This window comes from Corynebacterium glutamicum ATCC 13032, from assembly GCF_000011325.1.
Classification (GTDB): Bacteria; Actinomycetota; Actinomycetes; order Mycobacteriales; family Mycobacteriaceae; genus Corynebacterium; species Corynebacterium glutamicum.
Window position 1 is genome coordinate 1,752,154 of the sequence record NC_003450.3, and the last position, 18,167, is coordinate 1,770,320.

Sequence of the window (18,167 nt, forward strand, 5' to 3'; positions counted from 1 at the left end):
AGCAAAATATCAGCTTTGACCTGCACATATAGTTGCACAATGGTGAAAGTGCACATAAAGTAACTTTCGTATTCGAATATTTAAACCTAAGGGGTTTAGCAATGAAGCTATTTTCTCGTACTCCCCTCGTCGCACTCGGCACAGCTGCTGCAATGGCAGCAACCTCCATCTCCGTTCCTGCACAGGCTGAAGAAGTCGCACCAGCACAGGTTGTGTACGTGGCTGACACCGTAGAAGAAGAAACGGGTAGCTCCAACGGATCTTCTGACATTGACTCTGACACCATTTTGGATTACGTCGTCGTTATTACTGGCATCGTTGGCGTCCTCAGCGCTGGTTTGACCTTCGCTACTGCTTTCCAGCGTTCATTGCAGTAAATTTCAGCGTTAATCACCAAAGCCTTGGGCTTCAACCACACGGTGGTTGAAGCCCAAGGCTTTTTCACAATCTAAAGGCCTCTAGCCACCCGAGGTCACTCGGTAGACATCAAACACTCCTTCGGCATTGCGCAGCTGTGTCATCAGGGATCCCAACTGCTTGGTGTCAGAGACCGCAAAGGTGAAGCGCACGGTGGCTACGCGGTCTTCTGAGCAATGGGAGTTCATTGCGGTAACGGAGACCTTTTGTTCGTTGATTACGCGGGTGAGCTCAAAGAGCAGGCCTGCGCGATCAAGTGCTTCAAGCTGCAGTGTGGCAGAGAATACTGAACCTTGACCTTCCGAAGCCCAGGAGACGGAGACAATGCGTTCTGGCTCTTCTTTGAGCTTTTCCACATTCGTGCAGTCTGTTCGGTGTACGGAGACACCGCCACCACGGGTGACGAATCCAAAGATTTCATCTCCTGGCACTGGCATACAGCATTTAGCGAGCTTAGCCATGACATCTGGGCTGCCTTCGACCAGGATGCCGGTGCTGCTTTCCGTGGTGGCACGGGAGTTGACCAGCTCGCTGAATGGGGTGCGTGCAACCAATGCGTCTTCGGCATCTTCTTCGTCACCAAAGATAGCCATGAGACGGTTGACTACGTGTTGCGCAGATACAGAACCGGAGCCGATGGCTGTGTAGAGCGCATCTACATCTGGGTAGTGCAGCTCTGTTGCCACCGTCTTCATGGAGGACGCGGTGAACAAGCGGTGCATTGGCAGGCCGCCACGCTGAATAACTGCTGCCAGCGCATCGCGTCCGGCTTCTAGGTATTCTTCGCGTCGTTCCTTGGCAAACCACTGGCGAATCTTGGCCTTTGCACGAGGTGAGACAACAAATTCTTGCCATCCCCTACTTGGGCCAGCGTTTTGGTCCTTGGAGGTAAAGACTTCAACACGATCGCCGGATTTGAGTTTCGTTTCCAAAGCGACCAGTTTGCCGTTGATTTTGGCGCCGATGCAGCGGTGCCCCACTTCGGTGTGCACCGCGTAGGCGAAGTCCACCGGGGTGGAGTTCACCGGCAGGTTGACCACATCACCTTTGGGTGTGAACACGAAGATCTGCTTGGAAGTCAGATCGTAGCGCAGGCTGTCCAGGAACTCGTTGGGGTCGGCTGCTTCTTTTTGCCAGTCCAGAAGTTGGCGCATCCACGCCATTTGATCCACTTCGGCTTGCTCGCCACTGTGGCTGCCTTTGGTTTCTTTGTATCGCCAGTGCGCTGCAATGCCGAATTCGGCGTTGTAGTGCATGTCGTGGGTACGTGCCTGAACTTCCAGAGGCTTACCGCCAGGTCCCATCACGGTGGTGTGCAGGGATTGGTAGACACCGAAGCGCGGGGCTGAAATATAGTCTTTGAATCGGCCAGGCAGAGCATTGAACAGGGAGTGCACGACACCGATGGCGGCGTAACAGTTGTTCACGTTGTCTACCAGGATGCGGATGCCAACAAGATCAAAAATATCGTCAAAATCACGACCGCGAACGATCATCTTTTGATAGATAGACCAGTAGTGCTTTGGTCGACCAAGCACTTCTGCCGCGATGTTGTTTTCGCGCAAGCCACCGGTGACTTGATCAATAATTTCTTTGAGGTACCGGTCTCTAGAGGGCGCGCGGTCGGCAACAAGACGCACGATCTCTTCGTACTTCTTGGGGTACAAAATGGCAAAGGATAGATCTTCCAATTCCCATTTCACGCTGGCCATGCCCAGGCGGTGTGCCAAAGGAGCAATCACTTCAAGGGTTTGGCGTGCTTTTTTAGCTTGCTTTTCCGGCGGCAGGAACCGCATGGTGCGCATATTGTGCAAACGGTCGGCCACTTTAATCACCAGCACGCGGGGGTCCTGGCTCATGGCGACGATCATTTTGCGAATCGTTTCGGCCTCCGCGGCAGCACCTAGTGCGACTTTGTCGAGCTTGGTGACACCGTCGACAAGCCTGGCAACTTCTTCTCCGAAATCTCGGGTGAGATCGTCCAAAGAGTAGTCGGTGTCTTCCACCGTGTCATGCAACAAGGCTGCGACGAGCGTGGTGGTGTCCATGCCGATTTCCGCGGCGATGGTGGCGACAGCCAACGGGTGGGTAATATACGGATCGCCCGATTTTCGAATCACACCATCATGAAGACGTTCCGCGGTGTCATATGCACGTTCCAACACTTGTACGTCGGCGCGTGGGTGAAATTGCCGGTGGATGCTCAGCAGCGGATCCAGCACAGGGTTGGTGCGAACGCGGTTTCCTGTGAGGCTGCGGGCAAGCCTGGCTGACATGCTTCGCACACCCATGGAAGATTTTTGTGTGTTGCGCTCCAGACTCATTTTCCTGCCGCCTTTCTTTCGATCCTTCTACTGAGGATCTCTGACCACAATGACGGGCCTATCACCAAGATTATCCCTACCGCCGAGGCCTGGGACCTCAATGGCAAGAACATATCCGGAAACATGTCCGTCACACGATTCAATTAGTTTACGTGCAGCGCCCAAGGTGCCGCCGGTTGCCAGCACATCGTCGATCAAAACGATGTTTTTACCAGCAATGTCGATTCCTTCACTGGGCAGCTCGAGTGCTGCAGTGCCGTATTCAAGTTCATACTCCTGGGTCACCACAGGTGGGGGGAGCTTTCCCTTCTTGCGGATAGCCAGCACACCTAGGCCGAGTTTGTAAGCGACAGCAGATCCGAGGAGGAATCCTCGCGCATCCAAGCCACCGATGATTTCTGCATTCAGTTTTTCTGCAGCTTCAGCCATGGCGTCCACCACGGCCACAAATGATTCTGCATCGCCCAACACCGGGGTGAGGTCTTCAAAAAGCACACCCTTTTCTGGGAAATCCTGCACATATCGGGTTTTCTTGTCCAGGGCCTCACGTGCCCTGTCGAAGGTGCTTAGAGCTTGTTCGCTCACTACTTATTCCTCACTTCTGGACCAACGGTCCATGTTCCATCCGATACCGGCTAGGTCTGTATTAACAACAACGTTACCGACTGTGCGATCTATCACAAACACTCGGGGTTGCGCTGCTAGTGGAATTGATGGGACTTCAGCCCACAATTGTTCTTCAGTGCGCCTCGTCGACTCCGCATCAGTTCCAATGGTATTGGCATTTTCATACTCCCGATGTGGATCCACTGTACGCAGAACAGCGTCAAGTGTCCCTTCGAAGTACTGCTCATAGCCCCATTCACTGACTTCGGTTCGACTGAGATCATTAAGACTAACAGCCTCCTGCGACGCATCGATAACGGTGATACCGGCAGGCTCACAACTTTGGCGAATCGCCTCCACCATTGCAGCCTTGCGCTCATCGGGTCCGTCGTAGCCAATGCGGATGGATTGACCCGCCAACGCTGATGCGGCATTAATATCCACCGCCATGTGCTGTGCTGGCAGATCACCGATTTGGTGCACGACCGGATTTTGGTGACGCACCGAGTGCACACCTACGGCAGGCACATCGATTCCAGAGATGCTTGACGACGCCGCAGCCACCGCTTCCTGGTCAACGCAGGCCGCAAACGCCTGCCGGGCCTCCGCAGCGTAAAACACACCGGCACTGGCCAAGGTGAGCTGCTCAGTCAAAACACCGACCTCTTCCTTAATGTCATAAGGATTCAATGGGTCATCGCGATTTACCCACGGCTCGCTCTCCCACGCCACAACATCTGCGATCTGAAGGTTTCCATTATCCGCAATGGCGCTGAGATCCGAGCCTTTAGGCCACATCGTGATTTCTGCTTCAACCGCCTGGTCGCCACTGTAAAACTCATTGCGTACCAGCTTGACTTCGCCGAATTCACCCACAGAATCCACCTTGTACGGGCCAAAAGCCGTCTGCAGCTCTGGATCAAACTGGGACAGCTGGAAACCTTCGCTCCACACACGAGCAGGTTCAGTCAACGCTTCAGGATCCTTATCCTTCAACGCCTGATTAAGCTCCTCCAAGGTCATACCTGCTTTGGAAGCAACGGCATGGGCTGGCAACAAATCGCCCTGCTCAAAAAGATAACGCCAACGCTCACCGAGGTCTTCCTTGAACACCACGGTGGCTACTTTAGAACCAGATACACAGTCCACTCGCTCAATCTGCGAGGTCAATGGCACATGGGACTGGAACAGTTCCGGCATCTGCCCAGCTGTCGCAGAGAGCAGAAAATCATCACACACCACAGGCTGACCATCTGAGTAGGTGGCATCTTCATTGATAGTGTAAATCACCTGGCGGTTAATACCCGGCAATACCTGCGTGGAAGCAAGATCAGTGTTGGGAATCATCTGCCCAGAAGGACCCTGAACATACACACCCGGATACACTCTGGCAGCCAAAAGACCAGCATCATTAGCCACTCCCAACAGCGACGCCGCGTTGGTTGTAGCCAGCGAAGAGTTAACTGCGTAGCCGAAAAGGCTTGTTTGGTGGCTGGTTGGTTCCGGTTCCCCATCACCACAGCTTGTCATCACTAACGCTGCAACCAACATGATTACCGCGCTGCGTGACTTCCGAAACAACATGTGTGAAGTACCCAGCCTTTCCCCGAATCGTAATAGGACTGTAATTATACGGTTTTTGCCCCGGCGACAACCAAATCTGGCAATACCTATATAACGACGTCCCGTAGCCGAATGTCTCCCCCCGTTACTTAAGTTCGAGATCACATGTTCAATTTCTCGGGCTCAATACCTTGCGCTCAATTTCCCAAACTCAATTTCAGTCGGTTTTTGGTGCTTTTCCTAGCGGTCTCGAACATAAGAAATTGAGCGTGAGGTATCGAAGGTGAGAAATCGAACTTAAGGCGGCGACATCTCAACCTACGACACCGCAGATTACGAGACCTCAACCTACGACTTCGCGTGCTCAACTTCTCATGAGCCGACTTCACTGGATAAAAACGGCAAATCCGACTGAAGTCGACCACGTGAAGTCGTCGTTTGGGAACATCGTGAGTCATAGACGCACAAAAAAAATCCCGCAGAACGCGAGTCTGCGGGATTTTTCTTCGTTCTCCAATTGGTTTAGCTTCTGCCTGGTCGCCAGGTTCCGCTTGATCGGTGATCATCCACAATGGGTTTGCTTACTGTACGTTTTGCAGGTGCTTCGGGGGTCACACCGTCAGTGTCGCTTTCGGTGCCGTGCGCGGAGGCGTCGGCGTTGGTGTGTGGGGTGGCGTCGATAAGCGTGCTTTGGCCGTCGCGCAACTTCATAACGGAAGCGGTGTGCGCTTTGGTTTTGCTCAGGCGGTTTTTCAGGCTGACCAGCAGTGGGGTTGCCAGGAAGACGGAGGAGAAGGTGCCTTCGATGACGCCGATCAGCTGGATCAGTGCGAGGTCTTTGAGGGTGCCAACACCCATCATCCAGACGGCGACAACCATCAAAGCGATGATCGGAAGTGCAGAGATGATTGTCGTGGAGATCGAACGCATGAAGGTCTGGTTGACCGCCAGGTTGGCTTGTTCGGCGTAGGTTCGTCTGCGGCTGCCTTCGAAGCCTTCGGTGTTTTCTCTGACCTTGTCAAAGACCACGACGGTGTCGTAGATGGAGAAGGTCAGCACGGTGAGCAGACCGATGACGGTTGCTGGGGATACTTCGAGGCCGATGACGGCGTAGATGCCGGCGATGACGATGCCGTCAACAACCAATGCTGCCATGGCGGCGATGGCCATTTCACGCTCGAGGCGGAAAGCAATGTAGATCGCTGCAATAACCAGGAAGGCAATCAGAGCCAACACCATGCGTTGGGTGATGGTGGAACCCCATGATTCCGACACCGTGGAATTACCGATGGCATCTGGGCTTGGCTGGCCCTCAGAGTTTAGGGGTTGGTATTCCTCGTAGATCGCCAGGCGGGCTTTTTCTACATCCTCATCGCTGAGTCGCTCGGAGTAGATCTCCAGGGTGCGGGCGTCGCCGGAACCGACGATCTGCACGATTTCCGGAGTAATGCCGGTGGCTTCAGTAAAGGTTTCCTCCACCTGTTCGGTGGAGTAATCCGATGCTGGCATGCTCATCTTGGTACCGCCCTGGAAATCGATGCTCAGGGAGAAGCCACGGATGGCGATGAACAGGATCGAGATAACCAGCAAAATGCCGGTGATCCAGTACCACAGTTTGGTTTTGGCGATGAAGTCAATGCCGCCGTCACCGGTGTAGAGGCTGTTGAACCAACTGCGTTTTTTGGCTGGTTTTACGCTCTGAGTTGACAGTGATTCAGTCTGGGAATCAGTCATGGCTACTTCTCCTCCTCTTGGTTCGTATCGGTGCCAGGTGCTTCAGAATTGTCAGTGGAAGAATTGTCAGTGGAAGCCTTATCAGCTGCCGCATTCTTGGCATGGATCTTTTTCAGGTACTCAGGCTCATCCAATTCACCGTTGGCGCGGCGTTCTTCAACGAGCTTCATCACTCGTCCCATGCCGTTGACCGATGACTTGGCAAAGAATGGGTTGCGTGATGCCAGGATAACCAGTGGTGCCGTGATCAGGAAGGTGACAACGAGATCGAATACGGTGGTCAGACCCAGGGTGAAGGCAAAGCCCTTGACTTCGCCGACCGCGAGCAAGTAAATCACGATAGCGCCGAGCAAAGTGACCATGTTGCCTGTGACGATGGTGCGCTTGGCGCTTTCCCATGCACGAGGTACTGCAGATCTAAAGGATCTTCCTTCACGGATCTCATCCTTGATGCGCTCATAGAACACCACGAAGGAGTCGGCGGTGGTACCGATACCGATGATCAAACCGGCGATACCAGCAAGGTCTAGGGAATATCCGATCCAGCGTCCCAGCAGTACCAGAAGGCCGTAGACCAACACGCCTGCGGCAAACAGGGTGAACAGGGAAACGAATCCGAAGACGCGGTAGTAGGCGAACACGAAGATGGCGACCAGCGCGATGCCGACGATGCCTGCGATCAGTCCGGCCTTCAAGGATGCTGCGCCTAGTGATGGCGGAACGGTGGTGGTAGTTCCGCCGCGCTCGCCGTTTTCACCTGCGAAGCTCAGGGGCAATGCACCGTAGCGCAGGTTGTTCGCCAGATCTTGGGCTTCAGTTTGAGTGAAGTCACCGGTGATGGATGTTGCAGAACCCACAGGGGTTGCTGACTGAATCACGGGTGCAGAAATCACCTGAGAGTCCAGGGTGATGGCGATCTGCTGCTGCAGGTACTGGCTGGTCAGAGAGGACCAAGTTGCAGAGCCTTCTTCCCCATCGCCGGATTTGAAGGCAAAGCTGATTTCCATCTGGCCGGACTGGGCGTTGAATCCACCGGTGATGGGACGGTTGGTATCGATCTCATTACCGGTTAGGCGCGCACCATTTTCCTCATCGGTTTCGCCGTTGAGCAAAGGTGCAGGATCAAGTACATACACGCCACCTACAGCTGGATCACATGCCACCAATGGCAGGCGTGGATCATCGGTGCCGGCCAAAGGATCCATCTCATCAGTGGTGCACTGCATCAAAGAACTTGCAGCGATCTGGACAGTGGGATCGGTGGACTGGCGGTCGGTGCGCAGCATGTCCGTGATTTCCTGGCGTCGCTGTGTTGCCTCAATGGAGTTGGCTGGCTCATCCATAGGGGTCGCCGACACGGTGACGGGTTCTGGCTCAGTTGCTTCTTCGCCTTCCACCGCAGTGGTCGATGCAACAGCGGTGTTCATTTCCTCCAAGGAGGCATTTGCCTGCTCTTCGGTGATGACGCCGTATTCAACCCACCTGTTGGCCATCTCTTCCAGCTCTGGCATCAACGTGGTCATATCGGGCATTCCTGCCTGACCAACGGGACGGAACAGCAGCTGGGAGGTCTGTCCTAGGGATTGCGCCTGTGCGGTATTTTCCCCGGGAACAGTGATCACCAGCGTGTTACCGTCAGCGACCACGCTTGCACCTGAAACGCCCATGCCGTTCACACGGTTTTCCAGAATGGTGCGTGCCTGATTCAGCTGGTCCTGAGTTGGATCCTGCCCCTGCGGCACGAGGGTCACTCGGGTTCCGCCTTGCAGATCAATACCCAATTTTGGTGTGGCAGAACGATCGCCTGTCAACAGCACCAACGCATAAACACCAACGACGATGAGCACAAACAACGCTATTGCGCGTTTTGGCCATCGTTCCCAGGCGCTAGCGGCACTCTTTTTTTGCCGAGCCAAGAAAGTCTCCTTCAATTCCAATCAACCAGACAACCACGCTTGTCGACGCCCACCCACTCCATGCGCCACTCACCCACGCCAGGTGGCGTGGGTGAGTGCGACACGAGCGAGAAAGGCAAAGTAACGGTGCCTTCGGGATAGTGTTTAACCCAAAACATGCTACGCCATCTGCGTAGTTTTGCCTTCCCATACCCCTGTGAGTCTGGCTACCAATATGAGTAGATATATAAACAGCACCCTTGCCCACAGAAAGTAATGAGCAAAAGGGTGCTGAATTATTATTAATTTCTAACGATTCTCAGGATGTCCGTCAGTGCGTCCATCGAAACCATCGTTCGGCTGATCGTCTTCTGGCTGATCAAACAGCGTCGGCTCATCCAACATCTGAGGTTCATTGGCCTTGGACAGCACACGCACGATAGCAAGCTTTTCAAAAGTGCTGATCATACCCGGCGCGATCTCTAGATCAACGGTTTCTGCAGTGGTGGAAATGACCGTTGCGTGCTGTCCCGCGGTGGTGACGATGCGGTCGCCTGGGACGACAGAGTCCTGCAGCTTTTGGATTTCAGTCATCCGTGCGCGCTGGCGGCGGCTCATGAGGAAAGTGGGAACGATAAAAATGGCTAGAAGAATTATGAGGAAAACGATGTCCATGGTTAGTTAGTTTGCCAGACCATGGAACATCCTGGCCACCTAAGGTGGCTAATAATCGCCGATGGTGCCTTCTGGTGGTTCCAGCCCCAGGTGTCTCCATGCAGCTGCGGTTGCCACGCGTCCCCGTCCGGTTCGTGCAATCATGCCGGCACGCACCAAATAGGGCTCGCATACTTCTTCCACAGTGCCGGGTTCTTCACCAACTGCAACCGCGAGTGTGTTCACGCCAACAGGGCCTCCGCCATGTCCGCGGATCAAGGCATCAAGCACTGCCCTATCCAGGCGATCGAGTCCGACTTCATCGACATCGAATACAATCAGCGCAGCATTGGCAGCACCCATCGTGATGTGACCATCCGCATGAACTTCAGCGAAGTCACGGACTCGACGAAGCAGTCGGTTAGCAATACGAGGAGTACCACGAGACCGCGAGGCAATTTCCACGGCGGCATCGTTGTCGATTCCGACATCGAGGATCTTAGCTGTTCGTTTCACCACTTTGGTCAGATCAGGCACATCGTAGAATTCCATCTGCGCGGTAAAACCGAAACGGTCACGCAGTGGGCCGGTGAGCATGCCCGACCTGGTGGTTGCACCAACGAGGGTAAAGGGTGGGATCTCCAGCGGGATTGAGGTAGCGCCAGGACCCTTACCGACGATGACATCGATCCGGAAATCTTCCATCGCCATGTACAGCATTTCCTCGGCAGGACGTGCGATGCGGTGAATCTCATCAATAAACAGCACGTCCCCTTCCATGAGGTTGGACAGCATGGCAGCCAGATCGCCTGCGCGTTCCAAGGCTGGGCCTGAGGTCATACGCAAACTGGTGCCCAACTCCTGGGCGATAATCATCGCCATGGTGGTCTTACCCAGGCCAGGAGGGCCAGACAACAACACGTGATCGGGAACCACACCACGGTTTTTCGCACCGGTAAGCACCAAACTAAGCTGATCGCGCACCTTCGGCTGGCCGATAAACTCAGTCAAAGACTTCGGACGAAGTGTTACTTCCGCATCGTATTCATCAGGCTTCAGGTTCGCATCTACGTTGGTATCAGCTGCACGGCCTTGACCACCGTTTCGACGAGGTGGAATTCCTCCCGGAATTTCAAACTCTGTTCTTTCCACATCGGACATGAGGGTCTACTTTCCGCTGAGTTTTGCCAATGCGGCACGAAGCGCGCCACTGGTGTCCAAGGATGGATCCGCCGCCAGCACAAAGCTCACTGCATCATCTGATTGCTTCTCGCTAAAGCCCAACCCCACCAGCGCTTGAGAAACCTGCTCCACAACCACCTCAGAAGCAATGTTCGCGTTAGGCAAGGAAATTTGCTCCCCTCCCTCATCCACGACACCGGCAGCAAAAGCTGCGACCTTGCCTTTAAGCTCCACGATGAGACGATCTGCCATGCGCTTTCCCACACCCGGAACCCGCTGCAAAGTTTTGGCATCGGCATTGGTGATCGCCTGAGAAATCTCCAGTGGGCTCAACACCGATTCACATGCCAAGGCCAGGCGTGGACCCAATCCAGATACTGTTTGCAACACGGAAAACATCTCACGTGATTCATTGTCAATAAACCCATAGAGTTTCATCGCGTCTTCGCGGACCACCATGGTGGTCAACACCAGTGCTTCCTCACCGCGGACCAACTGTGACAAGGTGTTCGGTGTGGTGACAACCTCATAGCCCACGCCATTGCATTCAATGACAGCAGAGCTCAGACCAATGTTGATAACAGTGCCACGAAGTGAGGCAATCATGAAGACACTCCTGAAAAATGTACTAGAACTTTTTAAAAACTAATTGGTGTCAGTTCGTTGAAACTGACTGGGATGAGCCGCTTTAGCAGGATCGGATGCATGGGATTGAGCTTGTTCCGCATTGTAAGTTGATTTCGCTTTACCCAATTTTCCTTGCTGCACACGCCGTCGCTTTTCCAACTCTTGCTCGGAGTACTGCGATTGCGCCCGCATAAGCATTGGCGCCCGCCAGCAGTGACACACCGCCAACGATAAAGCATCAGCGGCGTCAGCAGGTTTGGGTGGCTCACCAAGGCCCAGAATTCGAGTGATCATGACCGTCATCTGTTTCTTATCAGCGCGACCATTACCGGAGATAGCCTTTTTCACCTCACTGGGGGTGTACATGTGAACTGGCAATCCGCGTTCAGCAGCAGCCAAGATCAACACACCCACCGCATGCGCAGTGTTCATCACGGTGGAAACATTTCCGCGCTCAAAGACACGCTCAATAGCAATGACATCTGGGGTGTACTCATCCATCCACTCACCCACTGCTTTGCTGAGCCGAAGCAACCGCTCCGCCAACTCCGCATCTGGTGGGGTGCGCACCACGCCCACCGACACTGGATACACGGTACGACCACGACCTGCTTGAACCACAGATAAGCCACAACGGGTAAGACCTGGGTCAATGCCCATTACCCGAAGCCCTTCGTGGTTCATATTCGTGTCCTCACTGATTCGTCGCTGATTCGTCGCTGTGCAGTTGCTATTCCATACTCATTTTTAGCACACAATTGCGATCACCCCGCTATCCTCTGCGTTTTAGCTGCAGGGATAGCGGGGTGAACGGAGTGCGGAAAATACGAACTAGTCGTTTTCCAGCTCTGTCAAAACCTCATCGCTCAAGTCGATGTTGGTGTAGACGTTTTGCACATCGTCGGAATCTTCCAACGCGTCCACAAGCTTGAAGATCTTGCGTGCACCGTCAGCGTCCAGGGGGACCTGAACAGATGCCCGGAAGTCTGATTCAGAATCTTCTACTTCAATGCCAGCTTCCACGAGTGCGTCGCGAACAGCCTGAATGTCAGTTGGTGCGCAGGTAACCTCGAACAGATCGCCGTTGTCGTTGACTTCTTCAGCACCAGCTTCAAGAACAGCCATGAGCACGTCATCTTCACTAAGATCGCCCTTTTGTACGGTGACGACACCGGTGCGGGTGAACATGTAGGACACGGAACCGGACTCGCCCAAGTTGCCACCGTTTTTGGTCATTGCGGTGCGAACTTCGGTAGCTGCGCGGTTACGGTTGTCGGTCAGACACTCGATAAGCATGGCAACGCCGTTGGGGCCGTATCCCTCGTACATGATGTTCATCCAGTCAGCGCCACCAGCTTCTTCGCCGGAGCCACGCTTGCGTGCACGTTCGATGTTATCGTTCGGCACAGAAGCCTTCTTGGCTTTCTTGATCATGTCATCAAGCGTTGGGTTCGCAGACGGATCTCCACCGCCTGTACGTGCCGCAACTTCGATGTTCTTGATCAGCTTGGCAAATTCCTTGCCTCGCTTGGCGTCGTTAGCAGCCTTCTTGTGCTTGGTAGTCGCCCATTTTGAGTGGCCAGACATATGCTCCCTTTCGTCGTCTAGCTTCCATCATCCACCGGAAAATGGTTTCTCACGCAGCCCAGAGATAGCTCAATACACCACCAAATGTGTGGTGCGCCGTGTGAAAATTTTAGACTCATGTTGCGGTGGCGAAAGCCGGGTAGCTTCCATGGAAACGGAGTTGGTAGTTGGAACTGATGAAACAGTATACGCCAAGGTCAAATGATGAAACTTAAAGGGCACCAATTTCTGTCGCGTTACCGGATTCAGATCTTCAAGTTCGCTGCATTTTAGTCTTTGCGCATCGGAATTGATTGCGCACCCTCGTGGAGTGTGCGGGTCATTCCCTCTTGATTGACAATAGCGACCAAATCTCCCTGCTGGTTGAAAAGCCGCCCGTGAGTCAAGGCTCGCCCACTTGAGGCCGATGGAGAGCGCTGATCATAAAGCAACCATTCATCGACGCGGAAGGGACGCAGGAACCACACAGCGTGATCAAGTGAGGCCATCTGCATTTTCTCACCTGGGTGTGGCACCAGGGCACTATGCAGCAAAGTCATATCGGACAGATAAGTCAGTGAGCACTGGTGGAAGGTGGGATTATCCGGAAGATCAGCGGTGCACCGAATCCACACAGCTTGCTCAGTAGCGGTGAAATCGCTGAGTTCTAATTGATCCTGCGGAATAACGCGGATATCCCATTCCGCCCATTCATCAAGCACTCGCCTACTTGAGATCGGCATACGTTCTACTGTTCCCTTGATCTCATCAGGAGCTGGAACTTTACGCATCTTGTCCATGTGCTCAATGCCTTCATCCCCACGATGAAAGCTGGCCTGCATGCTGAAGATTACTTCGCCGTCTTGGATGCCACGCACCGAGCGGGTGACGTAGCTTTTTCCGTCGCGAACTCGATCCACTAAATAAATTGCGGGTGCTGTTGGATCACCAGGAGCTATAAAGTAGCCATGCAAAGAATGCACAGTAAAGGCTTTATCAACAGTATGCGTTGCTGCTACTAAAGCTTGGGCAGCGACCTGGCCACCGAAAGTCCTGGCTAAATAAGATTCGATAACGGGACCACGGTAAATATCGCGGTCGATTTCTTCCAAGGTCAAAATATCTTCAATAGTTTTCACTGATCACTCCCAATTAATTTATGCACTTCGGTGAGGTTACTCACAAAGAGTAGCGTGCAAAGCCCAGCAATAAGGTGATGTTTCAACGATTAGGTTACGGTAGGGGCCATGACGCCACAGAAACTTCACCGTTTTGCAGCCCTTTTAGAAATGGGTACCTGGACCCTGCTGATCATCGGCATGATCTTAAAATACAGTGGAGTGACAGACGCCGTAACCCCTATTGCCGGCGGTATCCACGGCTTTGGCTTCCTCTGTTTTGCAGCCATCACCATCACCGTGTGGATCAATAATAAGTGGACATTCCCGCAGGGTATCGCAGGTTTGATCGTCTCTGTTATCCCGTGGGCTGCATTGCCATTTGCATTGTGGGCAGACAAGAAGGGCCTCGTTGCCGGCGGATGGCGCTTTTCAGATCCGTCCGAAAAGCCACACACTTTCTTTGACAAGATCTTGGCTCAATTGGTCAGGCACCCAATCCGATCCATTTTAATTCTGCTGGTGATTATCGCCGTCGTCTTCTCTATCTTGCTGGCGATGGGACCACCTTATGATCCAGATGCCATCGCAAACACTGTGGATTAAACAACAGCCTCCTTCACATGAAGGAGGCTTTTTTACATTTAAGTCAGCAGATCTGTATCGAGTAGTTCGAAGTACTCCGGCAAGGGTGCGGTGCCGCCGAGTCGGAAGGATCTGACCATCAATCGGGTTCGAAGATCGCGGGTGTCACTGACGGCTTCGTTGTAGAAGCGGTGGGCTAATTCCACGCGGGTGGCAGCGTCCACGATGGAATCTGGAAGGGTCTTCCCCTGTTTCAAGATGAGTTCAGAGATTTCTCGTTCGGCGCGGGCGCGTTGGGAGAAGCGGGAGTATTCCAGGGGAATTGCCTCAGCGCGTTTTGAGGCTTCTGCTGCATCGGGCAACAACGCACCTACTAGTGCTGCTCGGCGATCCAGTGCTGCTTGCAGGGCTTGTCTTGCTGAGTCGGTGCGGATGTGGAGCCGGTTGAGGCGTTGTGCTGTGAAATACGCCCACAGAACAGTTGCGGTGACAACGACAGCGATGAGGAGGTAAACAAGGGTCATCCAAGCCTCACTTTGTCGATCGCAATGGTTTCATAGACTGCCATGACCTGGGTGGATACTGTCGACCAGTCGTAGGCGTTTGCGCGCTTTAGCCCCGCGGCGATAAGCGTGGAACGGGAGGAGGGGTCGTCGATAAGCGCTTGAAGTTTTTTGGCTAGGTCGGCGTCTGAGCCGGTTTTAAATAGCACGCCCGCTGGCTGTGCGGCTTCAGAATCGGTGACCAGGGAGAACGCTTCTAGGTCGCTGGCGACGACAGCGCATCCCGCGGCCATCGCTTCAACTAGCACGATGCCGAAGCTTTCGCCGCCGGTGTTGGGTGCGACATAGATGTCTGCGCGACCTAAGATTGCTGCCTTTTCCTCATCGCTGACGCGGCCCACAAAGTTGATGCCGGCGACTTCTCGCGGGGTGCCGCCGCCAATGACGGTGCAGGTAAACGGGCGATCCAGCCTGGTCAGAGCGCGCAGGAGGATGTCGAGGCCTTTGCGGGACTCATCGAGGCGACCCAAAAAGACGATCTCTACAGGATCATTCGGTTCGATTTGGCGCGCGGCTTTGAACATGGAGGTCTCTACCCCGTTGGGGATCAGCACGGGATCGCCGCCGACTTGCTCCACCTGCCAGCGCCGAGCCATTTCAGACACGGCGATGCCTGCGCGCACTTTCTCCAGCATGGGCGAAAGCACTGGTAAGAAAGCCTTGAGCAGCTTCGATCCGCTACTGGAGGCGTGGTAAGTAGCAACGATGGGGCCTTCCGCAAAGCGTAGCGCCGCCATGGAAAAACTTGGTGAATTCGGTTCATGGATATGCAGCACATCGAAGTTGCCTTCGCGGAGGAACGTGCGCACGGCCTTGAACATTTTCGGCCCAAAGCTCAAGCGGGCAACCGAGCCATTGTACGGAATCGGGATGCTGCCACCACCGCGCACCACGAAATCGGGCACCTGCGTATCCGCACTACACGGACCAAGCACCTGAACCTCATGGCCTTGGGCAATGAAGGTTCGCGCTAAGTCAAGGATATGCGCTTGAACACCGCCCGGCTCATCGAAGGAGTACGGGCAGACCATTCCAATTCGCACCTAATTGTCCTCCTGTAATGCCACCGGTTTGTGAACATTTGTCTGCTCCCTAGAGCGCTTGAGACGCTCCGGATCCAAATCACCAAACCACAGGGGTTGGAGCATATGCCAATCAGCGGGGTGCGCCGTAATATTTGCCATAAAAAGATGTGCGATCCGCTGCACCGTGTCGGATAAATTATCCACGGTCACGGCATCGGATACGCTGAGACCCCAGCCGTCGTCATCGAACCATGGATGCACCACGTGCAGCGCCGCACCTGTTTCAATGGCCAGCTGCGCAGGTCCTGCTGGCATGGAGGTCTTCTCACCAAAAAAAGTGGTCTCCACGCCGGAATGCCGCAGGTCACGCTCCCCAAGAAGGCACACGATACCTCCAGATGTCAGGCGCTCTTTCAGCTTTTCAAACGGCGGACGCTCGCCACCGGTGAGAGGCAGCACCTCAAATCCAAGGCTTTCTCGAAACTCCACGAACGCTTCAAACAAGCGTTCCGGCTTGACCCTTTCTGCAACGGTGGTGAATTGCCCATGATGGCTAATCAGAAAAGCGCCAGCCATATCCCAGTTGCCGCTGTGTGGGAGCGTCAAAACTACGCCCTTGCCGGCAGCCAAAGATTCATCCAACAAATCTAGGCCAACAGTTCCCTTACGCAACCGCGCAAGCAGCTCAGGATCTCGCGCGATCGCCGGTAGCCGGAACGCTTCCAGCCAATACCGCGCATAGCTGCGCGTTGCTTGCTTCACCAGCGCCTGCGTAACGTTTTCCGCACCGACCACCCGCGCCAGATTAGCGCGTAGCTGCCCCATGCCTTTTCCGCTTTTCGACGCCAGATCCGCCCCAAGGTCAAACACCCGGCGAGCAATAGGCAAAGGGAGCATCCGGACAAAACGCCAACCAGCTAGATAGCCCAGTGCGCTTAAATTCTCCGCCCAATTTTCCGCTGTGCAGAAATCCTTCGGCTTCATGCGATGCTCCCTCGGCTAATTTTTATTTGGTGTTGCTGTAATCTGCCTTCGCACCTGCTGGTGCCTTGGTAAATTCCTTAGCCAATGGGGACTTTCCAGCCATGACCAAGCGCTGCACAACAGTGTAAATACTGCCAGCTGCAAGGGCCCACAGTGCCACATCGATGGCATATGGAACGCCCATTCCGGTCAGCCCCAAACCAACAAGGCTGACAATCAGACGCTCAGGGCGTTCCACGAGACCGCCGTCCATGGTGAATCCGGAGGCCTCTCCCCTGGCTTTCACGTAAGAGATCACCTGGGAGGCAACCAAACAAACCAAGGAGGCAGCGACCAATGCCTGTGGTGCATCGTAGGAATACACCAGCCACCAGGTAATCGCACCAAATAGTGCACCATCAGTGATGCGGTCACACGTGGCATCCAAGGTGGCACCAAATTTGGTGCCACCACCTTGCATGCGAGCAACCGTGCCATCAATCATGTCGAAAGCCGCAAACAGGCCCGTCAAAACTGCCGCCCAAATCAAATGCCCCGTAGGAATCAGCAGCAAAGCCACCCCAACGGTGAGGCCAGCGCTGACTAAGGTGAGCTGATTAGGCGTCACCTTCAACTTGATCATCAATTTGGCAACAGGCTCAACAATAACCTGCGCAGGCTTACGTCCATGAAGTCCCAGCATCAGTGCTCCTTCGGTGCTGCGGTACGGATCGCTGAAGTCAGCGTTGGGTCGACAGTGCCTGGTGCCCCATCAATGGTGCCCCATGCTTGCGCAAGCATGGCCCTGGTTTGACGCAGGGTCTGCGGTAGCACTTTGACACCGTCAATCACAGTCATGAAATTAGCATCACCCGACCACCTAGGCACCACATGGACATGAAGGTGATCTCCCACTGAGCCACCCGATGCTTTGCCAAGGTTTAAACCAACATTGACAGCATCAGGGTTTGACACCTGCTTCAGCGCCTTGATGGCCGTTTGGGTAAAGAGCATCAACTCCGCAGATTCTGCCAAGCTCAAATCCTCTAGATTCTTTTCCTTACGGAATGGGATCACCATCATGTGTCCAGCGTTGTAGGGATACAAGTTGAGTACGCAATACACCAGCTCACCCCGCGCAACGATCAGGCCGTCCTCATCACTCATTTTGGGAACCTCAATGAAGGGGTCCCGCTTGGCGGTAGTTGATTGCTTACCGCCAGATCGAGTGTTGATGTAGCTCATCCGGTAGGGCGCCCACAGACGTTCCAGTCTGTCGGGCTCCCCTAGACCTTGATCAACATATACATCCTGACCAACGTGGCTGTCAGATGAGTCCATCTCA

18 protein-coding genes are annotated in these 18,167 nt (G+C 54.2%); 2 read left to right on the forward strand and 16 right to left on the reverse strand.

Annotated features, from left to right (window positions below):
• The first annotated feature begins 101 nt into the window (after positions 1 to 101).
• Positions 102 to 377 carry a hypothetical protein gene (locus tag CGL_RS08250; RefSeq protein WP_011014513.1) on the forward strand — a complete coding sequence of 92 codons (276 nt, stop codon included), beginning with the start codon at positions 102 to 104 and terminating at the stop codon, positions 375 to 377.
• A gap of 81 nt (positions 378 to 458) precedes the next feature.
• Here the strand turns inward: CGL_RS08250 and CGL_RS08255 are convergent, their stop codons facing one another.
• The 11 genes from CGL_RS08255 to CGL_RS08305 all read right to left on the reverse strand — a co-directional run bounded on the left by CGL_RS08255 (position 459) and on the right by CGL_RS08305 (position 13,707).
• Positions 459 to 2,741 (reverse strand): RelA/SpoT family protein, encoded by a 2,283-nt coding sequence (locus CGL_RS08255; protein ID WP_003855910.1) that lies wholly within the window; start codon positions 2,739 to 2,741, stop codon positions 459 to 461.
• A 27-nt stretch (positions 2,742 to 2,768) separates the two neighbouring features.
• Complete coding sequence (locus tag CGL_RS08260; protein WP_011014514.1) at positions 2,769 to 3,326, reverse strand: adenine phosphoribosyltransferase; 558 nt, start codon at positions 3,324 to 3,326, stop codon at positions 2,769 to 2,771.
• Between the two features lie 3 nt (positions 3,327 to 3,329).
• Positions 3,330 to 4,931, reverse strand: coding sequence for an ABC transporter substrate-binding protein (locus CGL_RS08265; protein WP_011014515.1), 1,602 nt, complete (start codon positions 4,929 to 4,931; stop codon positions 3,330 to 3,332).
• Between the two features lie 501 nt (positions 4,932 to 5,432).
• Positions 5,433 to 6,644, reverse strand: coding sequence for a protein translocase subunit SecF (gene secF, locus CGL_RS08270; RefSeq protein ID WP_011014516.1), 1,212 nt, complete (start codon positions 6,642 to 6,644; stop codon positions 5,433 to 5,435).
• 2 nt (positions 6,645 to 6,646) lie between these two features.
• Positions 6,647 to 8,560, reverse strand: a complete 1,914-nt coding sequence (gene secD, locus CGL_RS08275) for a protein translocase subunit SecD (RefSeq protein ID WP_011265778.1) — start codon at positions 8,558 to 8,560, stop codon at positions 6,647 to 6,649.
• A gap of 288 nt (positions 8,561 to 8,848) precedes the next feature.
• Positions 8,849 to 9,214 (reverse strand): preprotein translocase subunit YajC, encoded by a 366-nt coding sequence (gene yajC / locus CGL_RS08280; RefSeq protein WP_011014518.1) that lies wholly within the window; start codon positions 9,212 to 9,214, stop codon positions 8,849 to 8,851.
• Between the two features lie 48 nt (positions 9,215 to 9,262).
• Positions 9,263 to 10,354 carry a Holliday junction branch migration DNA helicase RuvB gene (gene ruvB / locus CGL_RS08285; RefSeq protein WP_003855899.1) on the reverse strand — a complete coding sequence of 364 codons (1,092 nt, stop codon included), beginning with the start codon at positions 10,352 to 10,354 and terminating at the stop codon, positions 9,263 to 9,265.
• A gap of 6 nt (positions 10,355 to 10,360) precedes the next feature.
• Positions 10,361 to 10,981 (reverse strand): Holliday junction branch migration protein RuvA, encoded by a 621-nt coding sequence (gene ruvA, locus CGL_RS08290; protein WP_003859897.1) that lies wholly within the window; start codon positions 10,979 to 10,981, stop codon positions 10,361 to 10,363.
• Positions 10,982 to 11,020: 39 nt separating this feature from the next.
• Entirely contained in the window at positions 11,021 to 11,686 is a 666-nt protein-coding gene (gene ruvC, locus CGL_RS08295) for a crossover junction endodeoxyribonuclease RuvC (RefSeq protein ID WP_011014519.1), read from the reverse strand.
• A 147-nt stretch (positions 11,687 to 11,833) separates the two neighbouring features.
• On the reverse strand, positions 11,834 to 12,589 hold the full coding sequence (locus tag CGL_RS08300; protein ID WP_011014520.1) for a YebC/PmpR family DNA-binding transcriptional regulator: 756 nt from the start codon (positions 12,587 to 12,589) through the stop codon (positions 11,834 to 11,836).
• Between the two features lie 269 nt (positions 12,590 to 12,858).
• Positions 12,859 to 13,707: an acyl-CoA thioesterase gene (locus tag CGL_RS08305; protein WP_011014521.1), complete on the reverse strand. Its 849-nt coding sequence runs from the start codon at positions 13,705 to 13,707 to the stop codon at positions 12,859 to 12,861.
• A 108-nt stretch (positions 13,708 to 13,815) separates the two neighbouring features.
• Here CGL_RS08305 and CGL_RS08310 point away from each other — a divergent pair, with 108 nt between their 5' ends.
• A complete protein-coding gene (locus CGL_RS08310) occupies positions 13,816 to 14,292 on the forward strand; it encodes a DUF3817 domain-containing protein (protein ID WP_011014522.1) in 477 nt (158 codons plus the stop codon).
• A 38-nt stretch (positions 14,293 to 14,330) separates the two neighbouring features.
• On the opposite strand, the gene CGL_RS08315 is transcribed toward CGL_RS08310, so the two are convergent.
• The 5 genes from CGL_RS08315 to CGL_RS08335 are packed head-to-tail and all read right to left on the reverse strand — an operon-like array spanning position 14,331 to position 18,163.
• Positions 14,331 to 14,795, reverse strand: coding sequence for a hypothetical protein (locus tag CGL_RS08315; RefSeq protein ID WP_003855892.1), 465 nt, complete (start codon positions 14,793 to 14,795; stop codon positions 14,331 to 14,333).
• Positions 14,792 to 15,877: a glycosyltransferase family 4 protein gene (locus tag CGL_RS08320; protein ID WP_003859886.1), complete on the reverse strand. Its 1,086-nt coding sequence runs from the start codon at positions 15,875 to 15,877 to the stop codon at positions 14,792 to 14,794. Before CGL_RS08320 ends, CGL_RS08315 begins: the two co-directional genes overlap by 4 nt.
• Positions 15,878 to 16,843: a phosphatidylinositol mannoside acyltransferase gene (locus CGL_RS08325; RefSeq protein WP_011014523.1), complete on the reverse strand. Its 966-nt coding sequence runs from the start codon at positions 16,841 to 16,843 to the stop codon at positions 15,878 to 15,880.
• Between the two features lie 22 nt (positions 16,844 to 16,865).
• Complete coding sequence (pgsA, locus tag CGL_RS08330) at positions 16,866 to 17,525, reverse strand: phosphatidylinositol phosphate synthase (RefSeq protein ID WP_003859882.1); 660 nt, start codon at positions 17,523 to 17,525, stop codon at positions 16,866 to 16,868.
• Positions 17,525 to 18,163 carry an HIT family protein gene (locus tag CGL_RS08335; protein WP_003859881.1) on the reverse strand — a complete coding sequence of 213 codons (639 nt, stop codon included), beginning with the start codon at positions 18,161 to 18,163 and terminating at the stop codon, positions 17,525 to 17,527. Before CGL_RS08335 ends, pgsA begins: the two co-directional genes overlap by 1 nt.
• Positions 18,164 to 18,167 lie beyond the last annotated feature (4 nt).